The following is a 26,699-nucleotide window of genomic DNA, read 5'->3' as shown; positions in this document are numbered from 1 at the left end:
CGCACCCAATGCGCCGGGTTTTGCTGTTAATCGATAAGTTGATGAAGCACGTGGGCCACGCCGTGTTCGTCGTTGCTTCGCGTCACTTCTGTGCTGATATGCTTTACTTCTTCAAGTGCGTTGGCCATCGCAAAGCCCCGCCCGGCTGCAGTGAGCATCGATACATCATTCAGACTGTCTCCGATAGCGGTGGTCTGCTCCATAGGCACTCCGAGCTCCAGCGCAAGGCGCTTCAGCATTTTTCCTTTAGAGGCAGTATGATGTTCCAATTCAAAATTATGTTTGGAGGAACTTACCAGAGTGAGTTCCTTCCGGTCTTCAAACTCTTTCCAGCCTAGTTCAAGTTTCTGCGGCTCAAAAGAAAAGGCAAGAATATTGAACAGGTCAATGGATTCATCAGCGAGCTCCCTGTGGCTGTCAATGAAGGAAAAACCAAACTGACTGTACTGTTTGCGTGCCGACTTTAGAAGGGCATCCTTCTGTATTCCGGGGTTGGCACTGGCAATGCGGTCCATTTCAATTGTTAAAATATCGCGGCTGTCCTGCGCCGTGTAAATAGCATTATTGCTGAATACTTCATAGTAGAAACGATTTTTTTCCAGCCAGTCGAGCGCAGAGAGCGCTTCCTGCTTATCGAGCGGGATTTTTATATGCTCAGTATAATCAGGAGTGTGAAGGGTGGCGCCGTTGGCTGCAATAATCCATGTGTTAATGCCTGTGCCTTCAAACAAGTACTTTACGTCAAAATGGGCCCGGCCGGTTGCAATAACTACTTCTATATTGTTCTGCTGGGCTTTGCGGATGGCGTCCAGGTTTTCCGGGCTGATCCTGCTGGCACTGTTTAAAAGCGTTCCATCTAAATCAACAGCAACTAATTTTTTCATTGGTTGTCTTTCCTTTCTTCACTGACAAGAAGTTCCACCCGGTTTTGGCTCAGAAGCTTTTGAAAAGCCGGAGAGGGGGGCTTGTCGGTAATCAATACGTCCATTTCAGAGAGATCGGCAAATTTGTAATAAGACGTTACCCCTATTTTTGAATGGTCGGCAAGCGCAATCCGGCGCTTCGCCTGTTTGATCATTTTGCGCTTCACCATGCCGTCCTCTTCATGTGCAATAGTCAGGCCGTTTTCAGAAATGCCGACAACTCCAAGAAATGCCGTATCGGTGAAATACTCACTTAACTTATCCGTGACAGATTCGCCATGCAGAAACTGCTGCTCCTTGTGCAGCTCTCCTCCCAAAATCTGAATGCGGACATTCGGTTTTAACGAAAGGATAGCTGCCTGGTGGGTGGAATTCGTAATAACCGTGCAGGACTGATCGCTTATATACTCTGCGCATGCCTGCACCGTAGTGGAAGCGTCCAGAATTACCTTGTCTTCATCGTATACAAGAGAAGCAGCGATGCGTCCAATGTTCTTTTTTTCAGTAGACACTGTCTGCAGGCGCTGCTGGTAGTCGCCTACCTGGTTATGCCTGCTCGGGAGAATAGCGCCTCCCCGTGTACGGATAATGCGTTTTTCTTCTTCTAAGCGGACAAGGTCACGTCGGGCGGTATCTTTAGATACGTCGAATAAATCGCAGATAACTGCTGCCGACACACGCTCATGCTCTTCAAGGTAATCTATAATCGCAATCAGTCTTTCTTCTTGATACATGGCTGCCTCCTGGATAAGTGAAAGTAAGTGATACACTGATAATATCACAAGTTTTATTAAGTGGGTATAAGCATTTGTAATGATTTTTTCATTGTAAAAAAAGAAGCTCATCTAATAAGAAAAGGATTGCTACAATAAGAATAGAACATGTATACATAAAAAATGAGGAGCATGCCTGAAATGCAGACATTTACCATTCCACCTTTTAACAAAGAAGCAGCAGAAAAAGCATACACCTATATACAAACGTTAACGAAGCCGCCGGGAAGCTTGGGAAAGCTGGAAGATATAGCCGTTCAGCTTGCCGGTATTACAGGAACACACGGGGCGTCCGTAAAAAAAGCAGGCGTACTCGTGTTTGCAGCTGATCACGGCATCACCGAAGAAGGGGTGTCTGCTTTTCCGCAGAGCATTACCGGCCAGATGGCTAAGAACTTTCAGCACGAAGGAGCGGCCGTTAACGCCTTTGCCAGGGATAAAAACGCTGCGTTTCAGCTGGTTGATATTGGCATGGCGGCGGAACTCGATCCTCATTTCATCGGCATCAGCCGCAAAGCAGGGAATGGCACGAAAAATTTCAGGAAAGAATCTGCAATGACAAAACAGCAGGCAGAAGCTGCAGTCCAGATTGGCAGAGAGGAAGCCGCTGTTTTTATAGAAGCGAATGACCTGGAATGCTTCATTACCGGAGAAATGGGAATAGGAAATACCACGTCAAGCAGCGCGGTGCTGGCCGCTTTGTATCAGGTTGATCCGTCAGAAGTCACCGGTGCAGGAACAGGGCTGGATGACAAAGGCATTGCACAAAAGGAAACGATTATCCGTGAGTCACTGGCTGAAAGAAAACCGGACCCGGCTGACATATGGAGCGTTCTGGCTGAGGTAGGCGGCTATGAAATAGCAGGAATGACAGGGGCTATGCTGGAAGCAGCGCAAAGGAGGGTTCCGGTCATTGTGGATGGATTCATTAACACGACGGCTGCACTGGCCGCTGTGAAATTATGTCCGGACATCAAACCTTATTTATTTTCAGGACACCGTTCTGCGGAAAAAGGCCATGATTTTGCTATTGAAAAGCTGGGGCTGGAGCCGATTCTGGACCTTGGAATGAGGCTGGGGGAAGGAACAGGAGCGCTGCTTGCCCACGCTGTGCTGGAAGCTTCGGCAGCAATGATAAGAGACATGGCAACTTTTGATGATTTAGCCGGGTACTAAAAAAGACCGCCCTTAAAGGCGGTCTTTACAGGCTATTGAAAAGAGAGTAAGTGCTTATATTATTCAAAAAAATGATATCGGCGGAAGCTTTCGACAGGCCATGCCTCAGCTAAAGAGGAAAGAACGATCTCTTTATCTTCACCGATGGCTGGTCTGTCTGAGTCGCCGTCGAACTACTTTCTTATACGTATCATTTAATCCCTACTAAAAAGATACTGACATAATGTATAGATATACAAAATGGAATAACTTTCTCGAGAAGCTCAAAAGACCGCCCTCAAAGGTGGTCTTTTGCTTTATTATTCAATAACGCCGCAGGCAATGCGGTCTCCTGCATCACCAGCAGGCTGTGTTTCATAGTCGTCTTCATTTTCATGGATCACAAGGGCTGTATTGCCATCGTCAAATAAGGAATTATCTTCTTGACGATCTACAATAATATCATTAGAGGCATCAAGCTCCGTCGTTACTTCTCCATTTTCATCGGTTTCGATGTTTGGAAGGTCTCCTGCGTGAGGGCCGCCTTCTGATTCCGTGCCGTGCTCGGCATCAGTTGGATTGAAATGATCACCCGCTGATTCAAAGTCCGGTGCTGTACATTCGCCGGTTTCATGGATATGAATACCGTGCGTACTATCAGCTGGAAGACCGGAAAGGTCCAGCTGAACGGTTACATTTCCATCTTCCGACTGAACAATTTCTGCCGTACCGGCATCCGCTTCGTCACTTGTCATCAGATTAACTGATGCCGTGTACTGACCGCCTTCTGATGCAATTTCATCCTGTTCATCTTCTGCACCGCTGTTTCCGCAGGCAGCAAGAATGAAAATGAACGCTGCTGCAAAAAGAAACAGTATGTTTTTTCTCCACATGTTTTTCTCCCCTTTATAAGTATTCCTATGTTTATGTTTTCACTTAAATGGAGAGGTTTAAACGACAATTCACAAATATGCCACAACTTACAAGCATATCACTTTTAAAGCTTCAGGCCGGATCGGCTTTTAAATCGTCTTAAAAGGATATGGCTTTCCACGCGGGTGATGCCTTCGAGTGCATAAAGCTCTTCGTTTATAAATAATTCGAGCCGTTTAAAATCGTCGACGAGTACATGCATGTGCAGGGTGCTTGGCCCGGTCATTTGGTAACAGCTGGCAACATTTGGGTTGTCTACGAGCGTTTCTGCTACTTCCACGAGCGATGCGGGTTCACAGTCCACTTCAAAAAAAGCTGAGACCGTTTTTCCGATTTTTTCCGAATTGACTACTACGCTGAACCGTTCGATAATGCCTTTTTCTTTTAGCTGCTGGACCCGGTCTCTTACGGACACACGCGAAATATTTAAACGTCTGCCAATTTCCACATAGGACATGCGGCCGTCTTCGACTAAACAATCAATGATTCCCTGATCTAATTTGTCGAGCATGAGAACACTCCTTCTTTTTGCATACTATTATTGTTCATTTTAACATAAAGTAAATAAATAATATAAAAATCAAACAAAAAGAAGTTATTATTGGATAGAATACAGCCGTTAGTTATTCTGTGTTAAGATAATGAAAACAAAAGTAAGGGAGGTAGTTATATGCAGTGGCGGATATTTTTAGCTTTTTTTCGTGTAGGGATGCTTGGGTACGGCGGCGGCCCGGCCTCTATTCCTTTAGTACATAAAGAGGTAGTCGAGCATTATAAATGGATGACCGATGAAGAATTCGGGGATGTGCTTGCGCTTGGCAATACGCTGCCGGGACCGATCGTGACAAAGCTTGCCGGTTACATCGGCTATAAAAAGGGCGGAGCACTTGGCGCCGTGAATGGGGTTATCGCTATTGTAGGACCGACTGCTGTGTTGATGATTGCCCTGTTTGCTGTATTGGCCAACTTTCAGGATGCTGCCTGGGTGAACGGCATTACAAATGGGGTACTTCCGGTCGTTACCGTCATGATGGGCGTGCTTACGTGGAGCTTTATTCAAAAATCCACGAAAGACCTGGGCTGGGTGCGGGTGTTGTTTTTTATTCTATTCGGCCTGCTTATTATTAGTGTCCTTAATGTTCATCCTGCAATCGTTATCATTCTTTTGATTGCTGCAGCCTTGTTTCAAAAGGATAAAAAGAAGGAGGGGACCGCGTGATCATTTACTGGGAAATCTTTGTAGCTTTTTTTCTGCCGGGTATTCTTGGATATGGCGGCGGGCCGGCTTCGATTCCGCTGATTCAATATGAAGTTGTAGAGCGGTATGGATGGATGAGCGTAGGAGAATTCAGTGAAGTGCTTGCCATCGGAAATGCGCTGCCGGGACCTATTGCCACAAAAATGGCGGCTTATATCGGTTATGAAGCAGGAGGCGTGTTCGGGGCCGCTGTAGCTCTATTTGCAACGATTGCACCTTCACTTATTTTAATGCTGCTTCTAATGGGGCTGCTGTACGCATATCGGCAGTCACCGAAAGTGAAAAGGCTGACAACCTATGTACGGCCGATTATCGCTGTGCTGCTCGGTATTTTGACCTTTCAATTTCTGGAAAGTGCGCTGGACGGAGCCGGTACGGTGCAGACTATTCTTTTAATTATAGGCAGCTACCTGCTGATGGAGAAGTGGAAAGTGCATCCCGCTTTCGTTATCATTCTTTCTATTTTGTACGGTATTTTATTTCTGGGCAGCTAAAAATATAAATCTTTTTTTATTCGACATACACCGGACACATTAAGCCTTTATATTATATTCATACCCCCTTTTAAATAATATATAAGAGAGAGTCTCCGAACGCCATCGGAGGCTCTCTCTTTATATCTGCGTTCATTTAAAGAAAATTTTGATTTTACCCCGTTTATTTTTTACGTGTATAAAAAAGTTGGTATACTGGAAAAAAGTGAGGGGACCTATATGGAAAAAATACTTATAGTAGAAGACGAAGCTTCGATCAGCCAAGTATTAAAAGCCTACCTGCAAAAAGCCGGGTTCGAAACCGAACAGGTTTATCATGGGGATGAGGCCGTAAAAGCTTTTGATCATAAACGACCGGATCTGGCTCTGGTTGATGTGATGCTTCCGGGTCGTGACGGCTGGGAGATTCTTAAACATATAAGAGAAAAAAGCGCCTGTCCTGTGATTATGCTGACGGCACTGGGAGATATGGATTACCGCTTGAAGGGACTCGATGAAGGGGCGGATGATTACATACCAAAGCCGTTTGACGGAAAAGAAGTAGTAGCCCGTGTGAAAGCCGTTCTCAGGCGCTCAGGCACCACGTTGTCTGAAGAAGACGTTCAGCATTTCGGGAGCCTGACGGTCTATACGAAAGCACACCGCGTTACATTAAATGGGGTGGATATAACGTTTTCCCCGCGGGATTTATCGTTATTTTTATTTTTGGCCGATCATCCGAATCAAACGATGGAACGCGAGCAGATTATCTACCACGTATGGGGCATGGATTATGAAGGCAGCGACCGGGCCGTCGACCTTTCTATTAAAAGAATCCGCCAATCCTTAAAACACTGGCCTTCTTCAGAAGGAGAAATAAAGACACTGCGGGGATTGGGGTATCAGTTCTGTGTTTATGAATAAAAACCGGAAAGTGTCCATTCTCCGCTACTGGACGACTCTCTATTTACTGACCCTGCTAATCGGACTGCTTATTATTGCAGCGCTTTCTTTATTCTGGATCCGCCAGACGACCGTAGATCACCGGCTTAACGTAACGCAGCTGGTAGCTCAGGAAATGGCAGACCGTGTGGCGACAGAGGGGGACGAAAGCGGGACACTCCCGAGGGAGGAAGTGCCTGATTTTTTTCAGGACAGGCAGAGCGTACTTAATATTGAAACCAACCCGCTTATTTATATTGTAGATAACAACGGGGATTCGATTACCAGCAACGCTATCCGGGGATTTGAACCGGAGCTTGCTTTTCCCGCCAGCGTTCTTGAAAAAGAGGATTCGATCCAGCGGTTAAATATTGATATGATAGGAAACTCTTTTTTAGTAAAAGCACCGATTATTCAAGATGGCACGAATATCGGCTGGGTCGTTATAATTCAGCCGGTAAATGAAGTGGCTCAGTTAAATCAGGAATACGGCCTGGTAGCTATTATGGTTGTAGCGCTCGCTCTATTGGGCTGGCTGACCATATATATTTTATCACGCAGGCTGTCTTACCCTGTAAAGCGGGTCTCGGGTGCCGCGAAGCTCGTAAAGGAACAGAATTACAACTTTACGCTGCCGGAAAATATCCGGGAAAAAGAAATCCATGACCTGGTCGATTCTTTTAAAGAAATGTCCGCCAGGCTGCAGCGCCTCGAAAAGCTGCGGACAGAACTGCTGGCAGGGGTGACTCATGAGTTGAAAACCCCGGTTACTTCCATCAGCGGCCTTCTGCAGGCTGTAAAAGATGACGTAGTAACGGATGAAGAAGCTGTGGAATTCATTGATATTTCATTGAAAGAAACAGAACGGATGAAAACGATGGTGGCAGATCTTCTCGCTTTTAATACTTTTAGTGCCAATGGCGTCAACGTGGTAATGGAAGAAAGAGAGATGGGGGCTCTGGTACAGGAGGTCATTCATCAATGGAATATTACAAACAAAGAGAGCCGGACAACACTTCAATTAGATGTGCCGGAGGAGAATATATACGTTCAGATTGACTCTGCCAGGCTTCAGCAGATTATGATTAACCTGCTGAATAACGCGCAGCAGTCCTTTGGACCGGAAATGGAAGGTACGATTCACGTAAATGTGAAACAAGAAAACGGGCAGGCCTATATTGAAGTAACAGACAGCGGCAAAGGAATAGAAGAAAAAGAGAAAGAATATATTTTTGAACGGTTTTTCCGTGGAGAAAATAAAAAATATGAGACGCATGGACTTGGCCTTGGACTTGCTTTCAGCTTGATGATTGCCCAAAGTTTAAATGGAGATTTGATGCTGAAAAGCAGCCGGCCGGGGGAAACTATTTTTGTGCTGTGCTTTCCAACTGAATAAGATATAATAAAAAATCTGCATTAGTATGTACAAAAGGACGGTCCATAAAAACTGGACCGTCCTTTTGTATAGATGAAAAAATAAAAACATTTATTCATGAGCTTGAGACAATGTTTTGAGCTTTCTCTTTGTCGAAGAAGTCCTGAATAACCTGCAGTTCATCGTAAGGAACCTGCTCGCCATTGACATGCTGATAACCGCCGAAGCCTAAGCCGGTTATCAGTACGAGATCCCCTTCTTCTGAAAGCGAAAGGGAGCGGTGAATCGCATGTTCGCGGAGGGGCTCCTTGTAAACATTCGCAGCATGAGGGTCGCTGAAGCCGGATACTACATCATCAGCTACTTTTTCCCGGTCTGTAAAGCCGGGGTGATCAACGCTGACCACAAAAGCATCTGCTTTTCCCTCCGCGGCCTTTGCCATTTTAGGTCTTTTTAGAGGATCTCTTAGACCAATGCCGGTCAACATTAGGATAAGCCTGCGGTGTTTAAGCTTCTTAGCGGCTTCTATAACAAGTTCAAGTGCATCCGGGGTGTGGGCATAATCGAGAATTATTTTGTAGCGCGGGTAATGATCGATTATCTGGAACCGTCCTTCCGGGCCTTCAATGAAAGGAAGCTGGGCAATAATCTGCTCTTCTTCCATTCCTAAATGCATACAGGCGCAGACAGAAGACAGCAGATTGGAAATGTTGTAAGCACCAAAAACAGGAACATGAATGTCATACCGGTTGTTCCCGGTCACTACTGTCAACGATGTACCGGTTTCATCCGGTACAATATGCTCAGCGTATACATCAGCTTTCTTTTCGATGCTGTATGTTAGCAGCGGACCTTTAAATACAGCAAGAATATCTTCAGCCATGCCCTCGTCATCAAGGTTTACTACAGCTTGTTTGGACTGTTTGAACAATTTAAGCTTGGACTGCTTATATTGATTCATCGTGTTGTGAAAATCAAGATGCTCGGGTGAAAGGTTGGTATGAATACCGACATCAAACATAATACCGTGAAGACGCTGTTGTTCGATAGCAATAGACGTTGCTTCAAGTGAAACCGCTTTTGCCCCATTTTGGTATATTCTTTCAAAAATCGCGTGCAGATCAGGTGACTCCGGCGTTGTAGGTGTGTTCTGCTTGAAAGTGAGTTTGCTCTGATGGTCCCACATACCTGCTGTTCCCATAATGCCGGTAGGTACGGCTAAACGGTTAAGAAGAGTACGTGTATAGGCAGTTACGGTCGTTTTTCCATTTGTACCTGTAACGCCTATTGTTTTCAAGGACTGATGAACAAAATTATGGAAAAATATTGAAAATTCTGCCATTGCAACTTTCGAATCAGCTACGTGCAAAAACGTAACCGATGGATAAGTATTAGTTAATTTTTCCAAGAATGGTCCGTTTGAACCGACAATTATCGATGCGCCATTGTTGATGGCTTCCCGTGCATACTCATGTCCGTCCGCCTGAGAACCGATAATACAAAAGAAGGCAGAATTTGTTTCAGCCTCTGAAGAGTTGTAGCACAGGGAGTCGACCTCCGTCTGTTCTGGTCCCCATATAGACGTAATGGATAGGTGCTGCTGTGCAGTAGTTAGTGAGAAAAACATAGTCACGACTCCTTTTATGAATTAACGTGCCTTTTAAGCACTTTCCTGGTGTATAAATAACGTATACGAAAATAAAGAGCGATCGGATCACTTATTATGTATAAATTGTTTTTACTATACTGAATACCCTGTCCTACCCCTGTAAAAACGTTTTAGAAAGGTTATACAAAAAAACAGGACGTTAGACCGACACACGCTCAACATAAACCAGCTTTTCTAAGTATAAACGCTATCCCTTTAATAATCCAATGATTAAAAGTAAGGATTTTCGGCCTGTTGGATAAACTTTTCTCACATAAAGTTTACAAAAGAACGGGACTCAGGTATAAAAAGAACATACTGATACGATAAGGATAAGAAAATACCCGCTCATTTATCTGGAAAAGCCGTTCTTGTCTCGATTGTTTTTCTGCGGCTGGTCCGGATATCTATTTGTATATAGAAAAAAGCAGCAGTCCATTCGGGAAAAGGAGGCTGCTGCGCAGTAATGTCTATTAGGAGAAGGTGGACGTATCCAGGTCATACTGCTTGTGAATCTGTTCCAGCTCTTCGAGTACATCATGGATGGAAAGCAGTACATACAAAATAATAACTTCCCCGGAAAAGTGATGGTGGTAGGCGGATTCGTTTGTTTCCGGCCATTCGAGCTGCACCTGGCGGAACGTCCGGTCCAGCTGTTCGATAATCGTATAGTGCGCCGCTGGTATGTTTCTGCTTTTCTGCTCGAGGACGTTGGCAATCGAGTGTACGGCCCGGTTGACAACTTCCTGTTTTTCCGGAAATAGAGTAAATTCATCGTCTTTAACCATAAATAAACTGTGCGTATGGTAAATAATTCGTTCGAGCGCATAGAGCTGCTCTTTTTGATACGTGAAAAACATCATGTCCCGGTCGCTGTAACGGTGGTATTTCCATTCTTTTTTCTGATGGGAAATCAGTTCAATGGAAGCACTCAGCTGCCTCTGCATATCAGAAAAACGTTTTCTGGTGTAATTTTTAGATTCGCTGCTTTCAACAATTTCAGCTGTTTTCTCAAGGAGAAGCCGCCCGGACTGCGAAAACAGCACTTCATTTTTCTCGGCCACCATTCTTGAAAAGTGGGGTGGGAGAATCATAAGATTAACAATCGTGGAAACACTGATTCCAATAAGCGTTGTGCCGGCCCGTTGAATAAATTCAATGAGATATGGCGCTTCTGCGACAGGTATCATTAATACAGCTGTAAGAGTAGCAACAAGAATTCCGGCTTCGAGGCGGAGCTTATAGCATATGTAAATGGTCAGTACAGCAGCCAGAGTAAATGCAAGAGCCGTCTGGCCGAATAAAAACAAAGAACCAAGCGACAGCGCGGTACCGATTAAAGTAGCGGGAAAGCGCTGCAGTCCTTTTTGAACGCTGTCAGCCGCGGTTGGTTCCAACGTGACTATGGCCGCAATAACAGCAAAAGCCGGCGGGAGGTCAAAGAGCCGGCAGATAAGAACAGTGAAAAAAACGGCAAGTGCTGTTTTTATCATCCGCTCCCCTCGTATTTTGGAAACCCATTTTTTTATCATTGTAAAACGCCTTCCTGCACGAATATCTTTTTTCAGTATAAAGGAAAAAAATAAAGATGTCCCGTCGCTTTAAGGAAAACGGTTTCGGAATGTTCTTAAGTAAGGTACTCTAAAACATAAGAAAAGAATTGTTCCAGCAAATTTACTTAGATGGAGGGACAGCTATGAAAGCAGTAGGTTTTTATCAATATCTTCCTATAGAAGAAAAAGACAGTTTTCTAAATGTGGAGGTGCCGGACCCGGTACCGGGGACCCATGATCTGGTTGTTCGTGTAAAAGCAGTTTCCATAAATCCTGTAGACGCAAAAACACGAATGTCGAAAGGACCGGACGTTAAAGAAGAGGAGCCGCAGATTATTGGATGGGATGCATCAGGTATCGTAGAAGCTGTCGGAGAGCACTGCCAGATTTTTAAGCCGGGTGATGAAGTGTTCTACGCCGGAGATAAGTCACGGTCCGGAGCCTATGGAGAAAAACATATAGTGGATGAGCGTATCGTCGGCAAAAAACCAAGGCAGCTCAGTTTTGCCGAGAGTGCGGCCGTACCGCTTACCGCAATCACTGCCTGGGAAGGCATGTTCACCCGGCTTGGCATTGATTCGGAGAAAGACCAGTACAAGTCCATCTTAATTATCGGCGGAGCAGGCGGAGTCGGATCCATTGCGATCCAGCTGGCCAAATGGGCCGGAATGCAGGTTATTGCGACTGCTTCCAGGCCGGAATCAGTAGAGTGGTGCAGAAAAATGGGAGCGGATGAGGTCATCAATCATCGGGAGCCGCTTCTGCCCCAGCTGGAAGCCCTCGATTTGGAAAGTGTGCCTTATATTTTCTGCCTGAATGATACCGCCTATCATTGGAAGAACATGGTGGACTCGATCGCGCCGCAGGGGAAAATATGTTCTATCGTTGGAACGAAGGAAGCGCTCGATCTTTCCCAGCTTCAGCATAAAAGCGTAACGTTTGCCTGGGAGTATATGTTCACCAGGCCGATGCATCAGACAGACGATATGATTGCCCAGCACCGGCTCCTTACAGAAGTCAGCGAACTTCTCGATAAAGGAGCCCTGCAGACCACGTTGACAGAAACGCTGTCTCCGCTGGAGGCTGATACAGTGAAAGAAGCGCATAAGAAAATAGAGTCTGGAAAAATGATCGGAAAGCTTGTTATAGAAGTACAGTAAAAGGGGACCGCGGCATTGATTATGCTGCGGTTTTTTTCTATGTGTGAACTTTATGTGAAAACATTCACAAATACTTGCGGAACAAATAAAGGCGTACTATACTAAGGTTACAAATAAATGTGAATAACTTCACAATCTCATGTGAAAACATTCACAACAGGAGGAACTACAATGGAAATAGCAGTTATTGGCTGCACCCACGCGGGTACGGCAGCCATTACCAATATGATCGAAATGTATCCGGAAGCCGACATTCATGTATTTGAGAAAAATGATAATATATCCTTTCTATCCTGCGGCATCGCTTTATACGTTGGTGGAGTGGTGAATGACCCGGACGGATTATTTTATGCCTCTCCCAAAGGAATGGAAGACCTCGGTGTTCATATGCATCTTGAGCATGAAGTGCTCGACACGGATACCATAAATAAAACGCTGCTGGCCAAAAATCTGCAGACAAACGAAACAACAGAATATCAGTTTGATAAGCTTGTAATTACGACAGGATCATGGCCGATCACCCCGCCGATTCCGGGCCGGGAGCTGGATAACATTATGCTCTGCAAAAACTTCAATCATGCCCGGCATATTATTAAACAAGCAGAGTATGCAGAGCATATTACAATCGTTGGGGCCGGATATATTGGTATTGAGCTCGTGGAAGCATTTGAAGAAGCCGGCAAAAAGGTTACTTTGATTGACGGGGAAACGAGAATTTTAAATAAATACCTTGATCCGGAATTTACTGCCCCGGTACAGGAGTCTTTGGACGCACGCGGCGTAAATATGGTGCTCGGGGAAACGGTCCGCGAATTCAAAGGAGAAGAAGGAACGGTCCGGAAAGTAGTAACGACGAACGGAGAATACGAAACGGATATGGTTGTTATGTGCATCGGCTTTCGTCCCAACACGGATTTATTCCGCGGGGAAGTGGACATGCTCGACAATGGGGCAATTATTGTAGATAAGTATATGCAGACAAGCCAGCCGGATGTGTTTGCGGCAGGAGACTGCTGCACTGTTCCGTATAACCCAACCGGGGGCAATGCGTACATTCCGCTTGCTACAAATGCCGTCCGTATGGGAACGCTTGTCGCGCACAACCTGGAAGGTCCTGTGCTGGCACATCCCGGTACTCAGGGAACTTCCGGTTTAAAGATCTATGAGCACCAAATGGCATCCACCGGAATGACAGAGATGGCAGCCAGACAGGCTGGCTTCCATACCGGAGCGGCAGTAGTGGAAGATGATTACCGGCCGGCGTTTATGCCCGATAACGCAGTGATTAAGCTGAAAATCGTGTATGACATGGAAACGCACCGGCTGCTTGGCGCCCAGGTTATTTCCGAAGCAGACTTTACCCAGTCCATTAATACGCTGAGCGTGGCTGTTCAGCAGCAGATGACAGTAGAGCAGCTTGCAATGAATGACTTCTTTTTCCAGCCCCACTTTAACAAGCCCTGGAACTATTTAAATATGGCGGGTCTGCAGGCGATGAAAGATCTAAAGACGCAGGCATCCTTCCAAAAAACGGCGCAGGCCGCATTATAAGCACCTGTATTAAAATAAAGATAAAAAAGCACGGCTTCCGGCCGTGCTTTTATTTATGTCTAAATAAAGGCAGTATAAAAATTCATACTGTAAAGAATAGTCATTAAGGTTTCAACCTCCAGGAAAAAAGGTAAATTATTTAAGATGAACGAATGAAACAAATTGGAAATGCGCACAAGAGAAAGGATGTACATCATGAATGCAGTTGGATTTTTTGAATCTCTTCCTATCAATAACGATGATAGCTTACAAAATATAACAAAAGATAAACCGAAAGCCGAGGATCATGATATCCTCGTACGAATAAAAGCAGTATCTGTTAATCCGGTGGACACCAAAGTCAGAATGTCAAACGAAGAAAAAACCAGAGAGGCACAGGTACTTGGTTTTGATGCGGCTGGTATAGTGGAAGAAGTAGGCGAACGCTGCCAGCTTTTTAAACCGGGCGATGAAGTATATTACGCTGGAGATGTGAGCAGGCCCGGCACTAACAGCGAATTTCATCTGGTGGATGAACGAATTGTCGGCAGAAAGCCGAAAAGCTTAAGCTTTGCAGAGAGTGCGGCGATGCCTCTTACAACGCTTACGGCCTGGGAAGGCCTGTTTGAACGGATGGGCATCTCAAGTGAAACAGATAAGCGCCAGCCGGTACTGATTCTTGGAGAGGCCGGCGGTGTAGGTTCTGTAGCCATCCAGCTGGCCAAGCTTGCCGGACTGGAAGTGATCGCTACTGCTTCCCGGCAGCCATCCGCAGACTGGTGCAGAGAATTAGGCGCAGATCACATCATTAATCATAAAGAAGAGCTGCTTCCACAGCTCCAGCAGGCAGGTTTTCCGGACGTACCTTATATTTTCTGCCTGAACGATACAGCCGGTCATTGGGAAAGCATGGCAGAAATTGTGAGTCCGCAGGGAGTGATCTGCTCGATTGTGGAAACAGAAGAAAAGCTTGACCTTACACTGCTTCAGCATAAAAGCGCAGCTTTTGTCTGGGAGTTTATGTTTACGCGCTCCTCTTATATGACAGATGATGTACGGGAGCAGCACCGTATTTTAAACGAAGCTGCTGAAATGATGGATAAAGGAGTGCTTCGCTCGACCCTGTCGGAAACCCTTTCTCCTATAGACGCTGAACAAATCAGAGAAGGCCACCAAAAAGTAGAATCAGGAAGAATGATTGGAAAAGTAGTGATAGCAGAAGACTAGAAGGAGGGTGCAGGACATGAAAGCCATCGTAATTGAGCAGTATGGAAGTGAAAATGAATTTAAAGAAGTAGAGATGGATAGACCGGTGCCTAAAGCCGATCAGGTATTAATTGAAGTAAAAGCGGCTTCTGTCAATCCAATTGATTGGAAAGTAAGAGAAGGATATTTAAAAGACAGGCTTCCTCTTCGATTTCCAGTCATTTTAGGATGGGACGCAGCCGGAGTGATTGTGGAGACAGGAAGCGGCGTATCTGCTTTCAAAAAAGGCGATGCCGTGTTTGCGAAGACAGAAATGAATGAAAATGGAGCGTACGCAGATTATACGTGCATAGAAGAAGAAAAGCTGGCTAAAATTCCGGAGCGGCTGAGTTTCTCGGAAGCCGCTTCTGTACCGCTTGCCTGCCTTACCGCATGGCAGGTGCTGAATGATGTGGCGGATGTACAGGATGGCGATAACGTATTAATTCTCGGCGGAGCCGGGGGCGTAGGAAGCTTTGCCGTGCAGATTGCCAAGCATAAAGGCGCGTATGTAGCCGCGACGGCCGGCGGGGAAAACCAGGGATTTTTAAAATCAATAGGGGCAGACCGTCCCATTGATTACAAAAAGGATAACCCGGCTGACCTGCTCAATGAGGTGGATTTAATATTTGATCTTGTAGGCGGTCCGACAGCAGAAAAGGCCCTTCCTGCTTTAAAAGAAGGCGGGATGATTGTTTCTGTGATAGGAAATCCGGATACGGAAGCCGCCCGGAACAGAAACATCCGCACCGCGTATCATTCTATTCAAGCCAGCGGAAAACAGCTGCAGGAAATTGCCGCACTGCTTCAGCTTGATATGATTGTTCCGGTCGTAACAGAAGTGCTGCCGCTGACCGCTGAGGGAGTAAAACAGGCTCATCAGTCCAGTCAGGACGGTCATGTCCGCGGCAAGCTTGTCCTCAACAACCAGAAGTAAATTGTGTTACCACAACTAGGAGGGATTCCATGTTTGGACTAGATAAGAACAAAAACGCAGAAGGCGTTATTGCATGCAGTTTTCCGTTTGTTAAACCAAAAGCAAAAAAAGAAATGGACGGGCAGGTTCGGGTAAATTATGTCCCTGTTGAGGTCCGCATTGGAGAAGATTACACTATAGATGACGATGCCAGCCTGGAAGTGTATTTCTCGGAAGACGATGACCAAAAATCAATTGAAGACATGATTGAAGTGCTGTCCACCTGCGTGTACAACAGCATTATTAAACAAATGTATGTAAACGAAGAGCTGCCTGCGCAGGAGCATATTAAGTTTTTTGAAAAGCATACAGACAATACAATCGATACGAAAAAGGTCGTCAATGAAATAAAAATGTCATGGAACGAATCAGAACAATGCTACGGCCCCGAGGGTGAAGTAGAAAAGAAAGTGCGCGAAGACATGATGAAATAAGCATGAACCAGGCAGAATCCGTATCGCGGGTTCTGCCTTTTTTACGAAGAAATAAACCGCAGGTCTCTGCTTTTGAGGGATGCGAACGGGTATGGTAAAATACTTAGACACTCGAAGAGAATAAACAACAGAAGGGAGGAAGAAAAGTGCGCAGGATCCTGACGTTTTTAAAGCCTTACAAAATAGGCGTGGTCATTGCTTTATTTGTCATGCTTGTGGAATTGTCCGTGGAGCTGCTGCAGCCGTTTATTATAGCCAGGATTATTGACGAAGGCGTCATGCAGGAAGATCTGGGAGTCGTCTTTCAACTCGGGGCGCTTCTCGTCGGGATGTCCGTGGTCGCTTTTGCGGGCGGGATTATCAGTTCTTTTTACGCCGCTCATATCAGCCAGAGCGCGGGCCTTGATATTCGAAGCCGCGTGTACCATAAAGTCCAGGCCTTTTCTTTCTCCCACTTTGCAGCTTTTCAGACATCAACGCTTTTAACGAGAATGACCAATGACGTTACTTCCATCCAGCAGACGATCTTTATGAGCCTGCGCTTTTTTCTTCGTGCACCGCTTCTTGTAGCGGGAAGTGTCGTCATGGCGCTGATCGTAAACTGGCAGCTGGGACTGCTTTTTTTAATTACGGTTCCGATCATTCTGGGATTTCTTTTCTGGGTAATGAAGCGGGCGGACAAGATGTTCCGTTCGGTCCAGGCGAAGCTTGATACCGTAAACCGGGTGATGCAGGATAACCTGTCCCGTATCCGCCTGATCCGTGTCTTTTTAAGACAGAATGTCGAAAAAGGCCATTTTACCAAATCCGCTGAAGACCTGCGTTTTCAAACCGTATCGGCGCTGCGGATGGCTGAATTGACGATGCCGGTCATTCTGCTGATTATGAATGCCACCATTATCGGTGTCCTCTGGTTTGGAAATATGCAGGTTCAGGCCGGCGGAGCGACTACCGGAGAAATTGTCGCTTTAGTTAACTACGCGACAAGAATGACGGGCGCTCTTTCCATTTTCGGCTGGATCATTATGATGGTATCCAGAGCAAGAGCCTCTTCGGTGCGGATTGGGGAAGTACTCGATACCGAAACGAAGCCTTTTGCGGATACGAAACGAACGTCAGCTCCTGCTGCCGTCAGCGGAAGGCTTACTTTTGAAAATGTCTGGTTTCATTATCCGGAGACAGCGGTTCCCGTGCTTGAAGATGTGAATTTTGACATAAAAGCCGGTGAGAGGATAGCGATTCTCGGCGCCACCGGTTCCGGCAAAACGTCTTTGTTTCAGCTGATTCCGAAGCTGTATGAAGCCGATTCCGGCACGATACGACTGGACGGCAAAGACATCCGTGAGATAGACACGGCCGATCTGCGCCAGCACGTCGGCTACGTCCCGCAGGAGCCGTTTTTATTTACCGGCACGATGAGGGAAAACATCGAGTGGGGCAAAGAAAATGCCACCGATGAAGAAATCGAAACAGCGGCAAAGCGGGCCCAGATTCACGAGATGATCGCAGATCTACCGGATGGATATCAAACGCGGGTCGGGCAGAAAGGCGTCAATTTATCAGGAGGTCAGAAACAGCGGGTTTCAATTGCGCGGGCATTTGTCCGGGAGCCGGCGATCCTCCTGCTGGACGACAGCACAAGCGCACTTGATGCGGGTACGGAAAGAAAGCTCGTCGGAGCGCTTCAGGAATATGCCTGTACGACGCTGCTTATTACGCAGAAAATCAGTACAGCCATGAATGCAGACAGGGTGTTTCTGCTGGAGGATGGCACCATCTCCGCGCAGGGGACGCACAAAGAACTGTTACAGGAATCCGAACTGTACCGTAAAATCACAGAGTCGCAGCTTGGAAAGGGGTCGGTGTCTTATGTTTAAGCAGGTAAAGGACCCGTTTACCTACTCCAGGAAAAAGCTCGGAGCCATGTACGAGGAATATGCCCCGCGGGCCGACCGCCCCAAAATGCAGAACTGGCGGCAGACACTCAAAAGATTATGGGCCTACTTAACGTATAAAAAGTGGAAGCTGGTCGTTATTATTATAATGATTGCCTTAAGCTCCGCTCTGGCCCTGCTCGGGCCGCTTCTTGTCGGAATTGGTATTGACCGGTTCATAGTTTCGCAGGATGCCTCAGTCGTGGGCGTGTTTCTACTGACGCTTGCTGTTGTTTACATTCTGCATTCCGTCACGGTGCTGATTCAGCAGTTTATGATGATAAGCGTGGCGCAGGAGGCCGTGTTTCAAATGAGGCAGGATCTGTTTCACCATCTGCATGATCTGCCGATTCCATTTTTTGATAATAGGCAGCACGGGGATTTAATGAGCCGTGTGACCAATGATATGGATAATATCAGCACGACGCTGAACAGTTCCATTATACAAGTGTTTACGAGCCTGTTGACGTTGATCGGCACGCTCGTCGTTATGATCTGGCTCAGTCCGCTGTTGACGGTTATTACGCTTACCATTGTTCCATTAATGGCACTCGGACTGAAGTGGATTACAAAACGCACACGGATTTTATTTAAAGCGCAGCAGCGCCGCCTCGGTGACCTTAATGGATATATTCAGGAAACAATGTCCGGCCAGCGTATGATCAAGTCATTTTCCCAGGAACCGAGAGTGCTGGAGGAATTTCATCATAAAAGTACGGAGTTAAAGCAGGCCGGCTTTTGGGCACAGACGATTTCCGGATTCATTCCGAAGCTGATGAACACGCTGAACAATGTCAGTTTTGCGCTTATAGCCGGTGCCGGCGGTTTCCTGGCTGTACAGGGTGTTATTACGATAGGGGTTATCGTCGTGTTCGTCGAATATGCGCGTCAATTTACGCGTCCGCTGAGTGACCTGGCCAACCAGTTTAATACGATTTTGTCTGCGCTTGCCGGCGCGGAACGGGTGTTTGATATTATGGATGAAGAAAAAGAGGAAGAACCGGCAGGAGAATCGCCGTGGAAGACGATCCGGGGAGAAGTAGCCTTTTCTCATGTCAGCTTTGCTTATAACAAAGAAAGCGGACAGACGATCAAAGATATCAGCCTGCAGGCGCGGCCGGGGGAAACGGTAGCGTTTGTCGGGCCGACCGGAGCAGGGAAAACGACCCTTATCCAGCTGCTTTCCCGTTTTTATGAACCGGGGCAGGGGCAGATTACGCTGGATGGAGTCGATATTAACAAAGCCTCCCGGATTCACCTCAGGCAGCAGATGGGGTTTGTGCTTCAGGAAGCTTTCTTGTTTCAGGGGTCGCTTCGGGACAATATCCGCTACGGTCGTCTTGATGCCACCGATGAAGAGGTGGAAAAAGCCGCAAGAGAAGCGAATGCCCACAGCTTTATTCAGCGGCTTCCGAATCAGTACGACACGATTCTGCAGCAGGACGGAGATGGAATCAGCCAAGGGCAGAAACAGCTGATTTCAATTGCACGGGCGCTGCTGGCTGATCCAAAAATTCTCGTGCTTGATGAGGCAACGAGCAATGTGGATACCATTACAGAAGTGAAAATCCAGGAAGCACTGGAGCGTCTGTTGAAAGGCAGAACAAGTTTCGTGATTGCCCACCGGCTGAATACGATCCAGCAGGCAGACCAGATTATTGTTCTTCAGGACGGGTCTATCGCCGAAAAAGGGTCACACGAAGAGCTGATGAAACAAAAAGGTTTTTACCAGAAGCTGCAGGCTAGTCAAATGGAACATTATGTAAGCTGAAAACCCGGAAGCGCATATAAGCGTTCCGGGTTTTTTGGTTATTCGGATAAGCCGAATGCTTCGGCCAGAAGCGTATACGAACGCAGCCGGGCTTCGTGGTCGTAAATGTTGGTAATAATAAGGGCCTCGTCCGCCTGGTATTGTTCGGCCAGTTTTTCAAGCTTTGCTTTGACGAATGACGGAGTGCCTACAATCGTCCGGGCCCGGTTTTCCCTGATCCGTTTTTTATCCTCTTCGGATAAACGCTGCTGGAACAGTTCGTCCGGGGAAGGGAGCTTCGTGCTCGTCCCTTTTTCTACGTTTAGAAGCCATCTATCCTGGCTCAATGCGAGCTTGTCGGCTTCATCCTGCGTAGGAGCACATACGACAAAAATGCAGAAATTAACCGCTGGGGAAGGAAGCCGTTCGCTTGGAACAAAGCTTTCCATATAAGCTTCCGCCGCCTCCCGGCCCTGGGTTGGATTAATAAAATGGCCGTATGTAAAGCCGGCGCTGTTCTTTGCTGCGTGTTTGGCTCCACGGGTGGAAAGACCTAGCACCCAGGTTTCCGGAAGAAACGTGGTCATGGGAGAAGCTTTAATCGATGCGTAAGGGTGCCCGCTTGGCAGGCTGCTGTCGATAAATCCCTGCAGATCCGCCAAAAGGCGCGGGAATTCAATTAAATTTTTCTTCACGCCGTCGGTCAAAGCCAGACGGATCGTCTGTCCGCCTCCCGGGGACCGGCCGACCCCAAGGTCGATGCGGCCGGGAAATAAGGCTTCCAGCATTTTAAAGTTTTCGGCAACTTTATATGGACTGTACTGCGGAAGCAGAACGCCGCCCGAGCCGACCCGGATACGGCTCGTACAGGAAGCCAGGTGGGAAATTAATATTTCCGGCGAGGTGCTGGCAAGCCCGCTTGTACTATGGTGTTCTGCGACCCAGAAGCGGGTATAGCCGAGTGCTTCTGCATGACGGGCCAGTTCTTTCGTGTTGCAGAGAGCTTCATGAGCGTCAGAGCCGGAGGGGATGGGTGACTGGTCTAATACACTTAGTTTCAAACAAACGCAACCTTTCTATCCTAATTTGCTTCCGTTATTGATTGGTTTATCGGGCTGTATCAGTACGACGCCGTCTTCTGAATATAATCCTAATACGAGTACTTCAGAACGGAACCCGGCGATCCGGCGGACAGGGAAATTAACGACCGCCAGCACCTGTTTTCCGATAAGCTCTTTTTTTGTATAAAGGTCTGTCAGCTGGGCACTGGATTGTTTCCGGCCCAGTTCTTCACCGAAATCGATCCATAATTGATAAGCAGGTTTTACTGCTTCGGGAAAATCCTCTGACGCAGTGATCGTGCCGGCACGTATATCGAGCGCATTGAAGTCCTCTATAGACGCCATAGGTATCTCCTCCTGGAAAAAGTATAGCATGAGCCGGAGTAGATTTTTAGAAAAAAAGCATGAATCCGGAATAAAATGGGAATAAGAGGCAGGACGACCAAAACGGGAGGCAGACATTATTATGATAAAACAAAAAGAACTTGGCACATATTCAGGAAAAACGTTAACAGAAATAGAACTCACAAATGACAGCGGACTCCGCGTTACGGCATTAAACCTGGGGTGCCGGATCAACGGCATTTATTTAAAAAATGAAAAAGGGGAAGAAGAGAACCTGGTTCTTGCTTATGAAGATCCGGCTGATTATGTCACCGACGGCAATGCGCTCGGAGCTGTAGTCGGACGCGTAGCGGGGAGAATACCCAACGCCGAGGCAGAAATAGAAGGGCAGAAGTACCCGCTTACGAAGAACCATGGGGATCATCACCTGCACGGCGGAGACACAGGATTTGCCCAAGTATGCTGGGACGTGGAAATTCAGGATGATGAGAAGAGGCCGGCTGTTGTATTTTCCTATACATCCGAGGACGGCGAAGAAGGATACCCGGGCCGGCTCGATGTAACGGTCATGTACACATTGGAACAGGACATGCTCACCATTGACTATAAAGCGTCCAGCGATCAAGCGACGCTTGTCAGCTTAACGAACCACAGCTATTTTAATTTGAGCGGAGACGTGCAGAGCTCTGTGCTGAATCAGACGCTCAAAGGCCCGGCTGAAGGGATGCTCGAGCTGGACGGGGAAATGATCCCGACAGGCGAGGTACTTCCGGCAGCGGACATCTTTCCGATGCAGCAGGGAGAAGCGATCAACGCCGTGAAAAAAAATGATCACCCGCAGCTTCTTTTAGCCGGCAGCGGACTGGACCATTTCTTTATCTGGGGAAATAAAAAAGAGGATATCGTGTTTACAGGCGATACCGGAATCAAAATGACGGTGCAGACAACAGAGCCCGGGGCGGTTATTTTCTCCGCTGCCCAGATGGGTGATGATCTGAAGCTCAAAACCGGCGCCTCGTTTCCGTTTGCCGGTCTTTGTATTGAAACACAGCGCCTTCCTGTCGGCTTTTCCAGCCAGGGGAAAACCTGCGAATTGAAAAAAGGGGAAACGTATCAGGCATCTACGAGCTTTCACTTTGCTCCCCGGCTGAAATAAGAAAAACCGGGACTATCCCACTTACTTTTGTTATGATCCTTACCCTTATTAACAGCGAAATGAGAAAATAGACGATCAACCTCTTTTTTAACAAACTGAAACCGCAGCTCCCTTAACGGAGGCTGCGGTTTTTTTGCGTTATTTTACAATGGTTCAAGAAGGACGGCGCGGCACCCAGTCAAATATTTTACCGCTTTCAAAGATGAGAATCACTTCATCGAGCCATTCGTAGTATTCTACAGCTCCTTCGAGCTTATCTATATCCATATGTATCATCTCGACGTGCTCATCCAGCTCGCAGGAAAGCAGCAGCGTGCGCAGTTCCTTCAGCGCCTGAAGCGCTGCCCGGTGGTTATTATCCGTCGCTTCCCTCCAACGTGTGACAAACACAGAAGTGAATGACTTGTACCAGTCCTGTTCCGTCTGGTATAAATCCTTGCGGACTCCTTTTTCCCATACTCTTTCTACCATAGAAGCTTCCATCAGTGACCGAATACCCGTGCTCATACTCATTTTGCTCATACTGAGGGCGTCGCTCATTTCATCAAGCGTCATCGGCCGCTCGGCAAAAAGAACGGTCCCATAGAGGCGGCCATTGGTTTCCGATACATTATATAATCCCATGTTCTGGGCAATGACCGAGATGAACTGGTGTCTGATCTGCTCCAGCTGCGTTACTGCCGGCAGCTCCCCTTTTTTATCCATACGCACACTCCCTGATTAAACTGCACATTACGTTCAGAATAGCAGATAAGCAGTAAGCGGGATAATGAGATATAGGCAGGCAAAAGCAGGATACAGCGATTATCTATGTGAAAAGACAGCTGTAAAGAGCGTACAGTATATATTTTATAAAGAATACGCGCTTATATACGCGATTATCCGATTTGCGCCATTTTTCCCATAATTGTATAGTAATAGAGAAGCATGAAAAAGGGCGCAGGCTTGTATGGAAAGAGGGAAAGACGATGGCAGTGAAGATTAAAGTAGAAGAAATCACGAAGATCTTCGGGAAAAAGCCGAAAAAGGCACTGGAACTTCTAAACCAGAACGTGTCTAAAGATGACATTTTAAAAGCTACGGGAAATACCGTAGGGGTAAACAAAGCCTCTTTTGAAGTAGAAGAAGGAGAGATTTTTGTTATTATGGGACTTTCCGGAAGCGGGAAATCCACCCTGGTACGGCTATTCAACCGATTAATTGAACCAACAGCCGGCAGTGTCTGGATTGATGGAGAAGACCTGGCAAAGATGGATGAAAAAACGCTGCGTGATGCACGACGCAAAAAAATGAGCATGGTTTTCCAAAAATTCGGTCTTTTTCCATTCCGGACGATTCAAAGCAATGTGGAATATGGTCTTGAAATTCAAGGTATGGATCCGGCCGAACGAAAAGAAAAAGCATGGAAATCGTTAGAACTTGTAGGCCTGCAGGGATATGAGAACATGCATCCGGACGAGTTGTCCGGCGGGATGCAGCAGCGGGTAGGACTGGCACGTGCACTGGCCAACGACCCGGATGTGCTGCTGATGGACGAAGCGTTTTCGGCGCTTGACCCTCTTATTCGAAAAGATATGCAGGACGAGCTTCTTGATCTGCAGGGGAAAATGCAAAAAACGATTATCTTTATTACACATGACCTTGACGAGGCTCTCCGCATCGGCGACCGTATTATGATCATGAAAGATGGAGCGGTGATCCAGACGGGAACACCGGAGCAGATTCTGATGCACCCAAAAGATGACTATGTAGAAAAATTCGTAGAAGACGTGGACCGCTCGAAAGTGTTCACAGTAGAGCACGTGATGTCCCGGGCTGAAGCAATAAACATAGAAAAAGAAGGACCACGCGTTGCGCTGCAGCGTATGAAAGAAGGCAACATTTCCAGTATTTTTGTTACAAACCGTCAGAAAGACCTGCTCGGTGTTGTACACTCAGCTGACGTTTCCCGCCTGGTGCAAGAAGGAAAAGACAGCGTAGAGGAAGTTATTGAAAGGAATGTGCCAACTGTTGAAAAAGGAACCGTACTTAAAGAAATGATGAATCTGCTTACGTATACAAACATTCCTCTTGCGGTCGTAGAGGATAATAAATTAAAAGGTATAGTGTTCCGGGGTTCGGTTATGGCGGCACTATCAGGCGGGGAGGTAATCGAGCATGGAGCTTCTTCCGAAACTGCCGTTGGCAGCATGGATTGATGCATTTGTTGAATGGCTGACAAATGCAGAGTTTTTCTTTGATTCTCTGACAAACGGCATCGGCTGGATTATCAGTTCGATTGAAGGTATATTCAGCTTTCCGCCGGCCTGGCTGCTTATGATTATTATTGTACTGCTTACTTATTTCCTGGCAGGAAGGAAAATAGGGTTAACGCTTTTTGTGCTGCTGGGACTGTTCTTAATAGATAACCTCGGCTTCTGGAACGATATGATATTAACGCTTTCGATTGTTCTGACCGCGTCTATTATCTCGATTGTCATTGGGGTGCCTATCGGCATTTGGATGGCAAAAAAGGGATTAGTGGAAAATATAGTAAAACCTGTTCTTGACTTTATGCAGACAATGCCCGCATTTGTTTACCTTATTCCAGCGGTAGCATTCTTTGGAATTGGGATGGTACCGGGGGTTGTGGCCTCTGTTATTTTCGCCATGCCACCGACGATCCGCTTTACGAATCTCGGTATCCGTCAGGTTTCTACAGAAGTCATTGAGGCGGCGGATGCGTTTGGTTCCACCGGCTCCCAAAAGCTGTTTAAAGTCCAGCTTCCAATGGCTAAAGCAACGATCATGGCCGGTATTAACCAGACGATTATGCTTGCACTGTCGATGGTTGTTATTGCTTCCATGATTGGGGCCCAGGGTCTTGGAACGGCTGTATATTTTGCCGTAGGACGTAACGATGCAGGCGGCGGTTTTGAAGCCGGTATTGCGATTGTAGTGCTTGCAATCATTCTTGACCGATTGACGCAAAGCTTTGGAGCGAAAGCAAAACAGTAGTTTACCTCCGTTTGTTGGAGTAAACATATATTAAAACAAAAAGGGAGCGGATGAAGGTATGAAAAAGAACTTTAAGTATGTTGGCTTAACAGCAGGTCTATCCTTTACGATAGCCTTAGCTGCGTGCGGAGGCGGCGGCTCTGACGATGCAGAAGAGCAGGACGCTGAATCAGAAGGCGGAGAAGAAACGAGCGAAGAAAACGCTGAAGAAAGCGATGAAGAGAGCGCAGGCGGCAACGTTGGCGAAGAAATGGATTATACAATTACCGGTATTGATGCCGGAGCGGGCGTAATGGCCGCAGCCGATCAGGCAATAGAAGATTACGGCCTTGATGACTGGAATCTGCAGTCAAGCTCAGACGCAGCAATGACAAGTGCGCTCGACGATGCGATTTCCAATGAAGAGCCAATTGTTATTACAGGCTGGAATCCACACTGGATGTTCTCTGTACATGACTTGAAATACTTAGAGGATCCGGAAGGTTCCTTTGGGGAAGCAGAGGATATTCATACCATCGCACGTGAAGGATTGGAAGAAGATGCACCGGAAGCCTATGAAGTTCTTGATAACTTCGAGTGGGAAGGCGCACAGATGGAAGAAGTAATGCTCGAGATTTATGAAGGAGCCGATCCGGAAGAAGCAGCCAGAGCCTGGGTGGATGAAAACGAAGACCAGGTAGGCACATGGACAGAAGGCGTTGAAGAAGTAGACGGCGAGCCGTTAAACCTTGCTTTCGTAGCCTGGGATTCCGAAATTGCCTCGACCAATGTAATCGCGCAGGTATTAATGGATCAAGGTTATGAAGTAGAGACGACACCGATGGAAGCAAACATTATGTTCCAGGCTGTGGCACAGGGAGAGCAGGATGCTATGGTAGCAGCGTGGCTCCCGGCTACACACGAACAGTATTTTAGTGATTACGAAGATCAATTTACCGATCTCGGAGCTAACCTGGAAGGCGCCAGAATCGGCCTTGTTGTTCCGGAATATGTAGAAGCAGACTCTATTGAAGACTTAGCATCAGAATAACAACAAAAAAGGCAGAACCCGATTACACGGGGTTCTGCTTTTTTTTTA

Annotated in this window: 25 protein-coding genes; 16 read left to right on the top strand and 9 right to left on the bottom strand. The window is 46.8% G+C overall.

All coding sequences use genetic code 11. The features are described 5' to 3' along the window. Window positions 1-26: 26 nt before the first annotated feature. Window positions 27-884 carry a Cof-type HAD-IIB family hydrolase gene (locus AC5W2J_RS00695; protein ID WP_496057558.1) on the bottom strand — a complete coding sequence of 286 codons (858 nt, stop codon included), beginning with the start codon at window positions 882-884 and terminating at the stop codon, window positions 27-29. Next, window positions 881-1,657, bottom strand: a complete 777-nt coding sequence (locus tag AC5W2J_RS00690) for a DeoR/GlpR family DNA-binding transcription regulator (protein ID WP_496057557.1) — start codon at window positions 1,655-1,657, stop codon at window positions 881-883. The genes AC5W2J_RS00695 and AC5W2J_RS00690 overlap by 4 nt, the downstream gene beginning before the upstream one ends. Before the next feature lie 180 nt (window positions 1,658-1,837). Between AC5W2J_RS00690 and cobT the strand changes: the two genes are divergently transcribed. Beyond that, window positions 1,838-2,872: a nicotinate-nucleotide--dimethylbenzimidazole phosphoribosyltransferase gene (cobT, locus tag AC5W2J_RS00685; protein ID WP_496057556.1), complete on the top strand. Its 1,035-nt coding sequence runs from the start codon at window positions 1,838-1,840 to the stop codon at window positions 2,870-2,872. A gap of 299 nt (window positions 2,873-3,171) precedes the next feature. On the opposite strand, the gene AC5W2J_RS00680 is transcribed toward cobT, so the two are convergent. Together AC5W2J_RS00680 and AC5W2J_RS00675 are read right to left on the bottom strand one after the other, a co-directional pair. Beyond that, on the bottom strand, window positions 3,172-3,744 hold the full coding sequence (locus AC5W2J_RS00680; RefSeq protein WP_496057555.1) for a superoxide dismutase family protein: 573 nt from the start codon (window positions 3,742-3,744) through the stop codon (window positions 3,172-3,174). A 104-nt stretch (window positions 3,745-3,848) separates the two neighbouring features. Continuing rightward, on the bottom strand, window positions 3,849-4,295 hold the full coding sequence (locus AC5W2J_RS00675; RefSeq protein WP_496057554.1) for an Lrp/AsnC family transcriptional regulator: 447 nt from the start codon (window positions 4,293-4,295) through the stop codon (window positions 3,849-3,851). Window positions 4,296-4,454: 159 nt separating this feature from the next. Here AC5W2J_RS00675 and AC5W2J_RS00670 point away from each other — a divergent pair, with 159 nt between their 5' ends. From AC5W2J_RS00670 to AC5W2J_RS00655, 4 genes are all read left to right on the top strand, one after another. Further along, window positions 4,455-5,003, top strand: a complete 549-nt coding sequence (locus tag AC5W2J_RS00670) for a chromate transporter (RefSeq protein ID WP_496057553.1) — start codon at window positions 4,455-4,457, stop codon at window positions 5,001-5,003. Continuing rightward, window positions 5,003-5,536: a chromate transporter gene (locus AC5W2J_RS00665; RefSeq protein WP_496058208.1), complete on the top strand. Its 534-nt coding sequence runs from the start codon at window positions 5,003-5,005 to the stop codon at window positions 5,534-5,536. The genes AC5W2J_RS00670 and AC5W2J_RS00665 overlap by 1 nt, the downstream gene beginning before the upstream one ends. Window positions 5,537-5,755: 219 nt before the next feature. Beyond that, entirely contained in the window at window positions 5,756-6,439 is a 684-nt protein-coding gene (locus tag AC5W2J_RS00660) for a response regulator transcription factor (protein ID WP_496057552.1), read from the top strand. Beyond that, a complete protein-coding gene (locus tag AC5W2J_RS00655; protein ID WP_496057551.1) occupies window positions 6,432-7,853 on the top strand; it encodes a HAMP domain-containing sensor histidine kinase in 1,422 nt (473 codons plus the stop codon). Before AC5W2J_RS00660 ends, AC5W2J_RS00655 begins: the two co-directional genes overlap by 8 nt. A 94-nt stretch (window positions 7,854-7,947) precedes the next feature. On the opposite strand, the gene AC5W2J_RS00650 is transcribed toward AC5W2J_RS00655, so the two are convergent. Together AC5W2J_RS00650 and AC5W2J_RS00645 are read right to left on the bottom strand one after the other, a co-directional pair. Further along, window positions 7,948-9,459 carry a UDP-N-acetylmuramoyl-L-alanyl-D-glutamate--2,6-diaminopimelate ligase gene (locus tag AC5W2J_RS00650; RefSeq protein ID WP_496057550.1) on the bottom strand — a complete coding sequence of 504 codons (1,512 nt, stop codon included), beginning with the start codon at window positions 9,457-9,459 and terminating at the stop codon, window positions 7,948-7,950. Window positions 9,460-9,953: 494 nt separating this feature from the next. Next, on the bottom strand, window positions 9,954-11,012 hold the full coding sequence (locus AC5W2J_RS00645) for an FUSC family protein (protein WP_496057549.1): 1,059 nt from the start codon (window positions 11,010-11,012) through the stop codon (window positions 9,954-9,956). 164 nt (window positions 11,013-11,176) lie between these two features. Here AC5W2J_RS00645 and AC5W2J_RS00640 point away from each other — a divergent pair, with 164 nt between their 5' ends. From AC5W2J_RS00640 to AC5W2J_RS00610, 7 genes are all read left to right on the top strand, one after another. Further along, window positions 11,177-12,193: a zinc-binding alcohol dehydrogenase family protein gene (locus AC5W2J_RS00640; RefSeq protein ID WP_496057548.1), complete on the top strand. Its 1,017-nt coding sequence runs from the start codon at window positions 11,177-11,179 to the stop codon at window positions 12,191-12,193. 171 nt (window positions 12,194-12,364) lie between these two features. Next, window positions 12,365-13,744 (top strand): FAD-dependent oxidoreductase, encoded by a 1,380-nt coding sequence (locus AC5W2J_RS00635; RefSeq protein WP_496057547.1) that lies wholly within the window; start codon window positions 12,365-12,367, stop codon window positions 13,742-13,744. Window positions 13,745-13,939: 195 nt separating this feature from the next. Further along, window positions 13,940-14,950, top strand: a complete 1,011-nt coding sequence (locus AC5W2J_RS00630; RefSeq protein ID WP_496057546.1) for a zinc-binding alcohol dehydrogenase family protein — start codon at window positions 13,940-13,942, stop codon at window positions 14,948-14,950. Between the two features lie 16 nt (window positions 14,951-14,966). Then, a complete protein-coding gene (locus AC5W2J_RS00625; protein ID WP_496057545.1) occupies window positions 14,967-15,905 on the top strand; it encodes an NADP-dependent oxidoreductase in 939 nt (312 codons plus the stop codon). Window positions 15,906-15,934: 29 nt separating this feature from the next. After that, the gene (locus tag AC5W2J_RS00620) at window positions 15,935-16,378 is read left to right on the top strand and encodes a hypothetical protein (protein ID WP_496057544.1); all 444 of its coding nucleotides are present in this window, start codon (window positions 15,935-15,937) and stop codon (window positions 16,376-16,378) included. A 146-nt stretch (window positions 16,379-16,524) separates the two neighbouring features. Next, window positions 16,525-18,255, top strand: coding sequence for an ABC transporter ATP-binding protein (locus AC5W2J_RS00615; RefSeq protein ID WP_496057543.1), 1,731 nt, complete (start codon window positions 16,525-16,527; stop codon window positions 18,253-18,255). Further along, a complete protein-coding gene (locus AC5W2J_RS00610) occupies window positions 18,248-20,083 on the top strand; it encodes an ABC transporter ATP-binding protein (protein ID WP_496057542.1) in 1,836 nt (611 codons plus the stop codon). Before AC5W2J_RS00615 ends, AC5W2J_RS00610 begins: the two co-directional genes overlap by 8 nt. A 38-nt stretch (window positions 20,084-20,121) precedes the next feature. Here the strand turns inward: AC5W2J_RS00610 and AC5W2J_RS00605 are convergent, their stop codons facing one another. Both AC5W2J_RS00605 and AC5W2J_RS00600 read right to left on the bottom strand, forming a co-directional pair. After that, window positions 20,122-21,123 carry an LLM class flavin-dependent oxidoreductase gene (locus AC5W2J_RS00605; RefSeq protein WP_496057541.1) on the bottom strand — a complete coding sequence of 334 codons (1,002 nt, stop codon included), beginning with the start codon at window positions 21,121-21,123 and terminating at the stop codon, window positions 20,122-20,124. Between the two features lie 15 nt (window positions 21,124-21,138). Beyond that, the gene (locus AC5W2J_RS00600; protein ID WP_496057540.1) at window positions 21,139-21,468 is read right to left on the bottom strand and encodes a tRNA-binding protein; all 330 of its coding nucleotides are present in this window, start codon (window positions 21,466-21,468) and stop codon (window positions 21,139-21,141) included. A 121-nt stretch (window positions 21,469-21,589) separates the two neighbouring features. On the opposite strand from AC5W2J_RS00600, the gene AC5W2J_RS00595 reads away from it, so the two are divergent. After that, window positions 21,590-22,624, top strand: a complete 1,035-nt coding sequence (locus AC5W2J_RS00595; RefSeq protein ID WP_496057539.1) for an aldose epimerase family protein — start codon at window positions 21,590-21,592, stop codon at window positions 22,622-22,624. A 153-nt stretch (window positions 22,625-22,777) separates the two neighbouring features. Here AC5W2J_RS00595 and AC5W2J_RS00590 read toward each other — a convergent pair whose 3' ends face one another. Continuing rightward, a complete protein-coding gene (locus tag AC5W2J_RS00590; protein WP_496057538.1) occupies window positions 22,778-23,329 on the bottom strand; it encodes a GbsR/MarR family transcriptional regulator in 552 nt (183 codons plus the stop codon). A 263-nt stretch (window positions 23,330-23,592) separates the two neighbouring features. Between AC5W2J_RS00590 and AC5W2J_RS00585 the strand changes: the two genes are divergently transcribed. Genes AC5W2J_RS00585 through AC5W2J_RS00575 form a run of 3 tightly spaced genes read left to right on the top strand, consistent with a single transcriptional unit; the run spans window position 23,593 to window position 26,651 of the window. After that, window positions 23,593-24,822: a quaternary amine ABC transporter ATP-binding protein gene (locus AC5W2J_RS00585; protein ID WP_496057537.1), complete on the top strand. Its 1,230-nt coding sequence runs from the start codon at window positions 23,593-23,595 to the stop codon at window positions 24,820-24,822. After that, entirely contained in the window at window positions 24,782-25,621 is an 840-nt protein-coding gene (locus tag AC5W2J_RS00580) for an ABC transporter permease (RefSeq protein ID WP_496057536.1), read from the top strand. Before AC5W2J_RS00585 ends, AC5W2J_RS00580 begins: the two co-directional genes overlap by 41 nt. A 58-nt stretch (window positions 25,622-25,679) precedes the next feature. Beyond that, entirely contained in the window at window positions 25,680-26,651 is a 972-nt protein-coding gene (locus tag AC5W2J_RS00575) for a glycine betaine ABC transporter substrate-binding protein (protein WP_496057535.1), read from the top strand. The last annotated feature ends 48 nt before the right edge of the window (window positions 26,652-26,699 follow it).

The organism is Sinobaca sp. SA16-1, from assembly GCF_059510515.1.
This window is presented reverse-complemented; position numbering and strand designations above follow the sequence as displayed.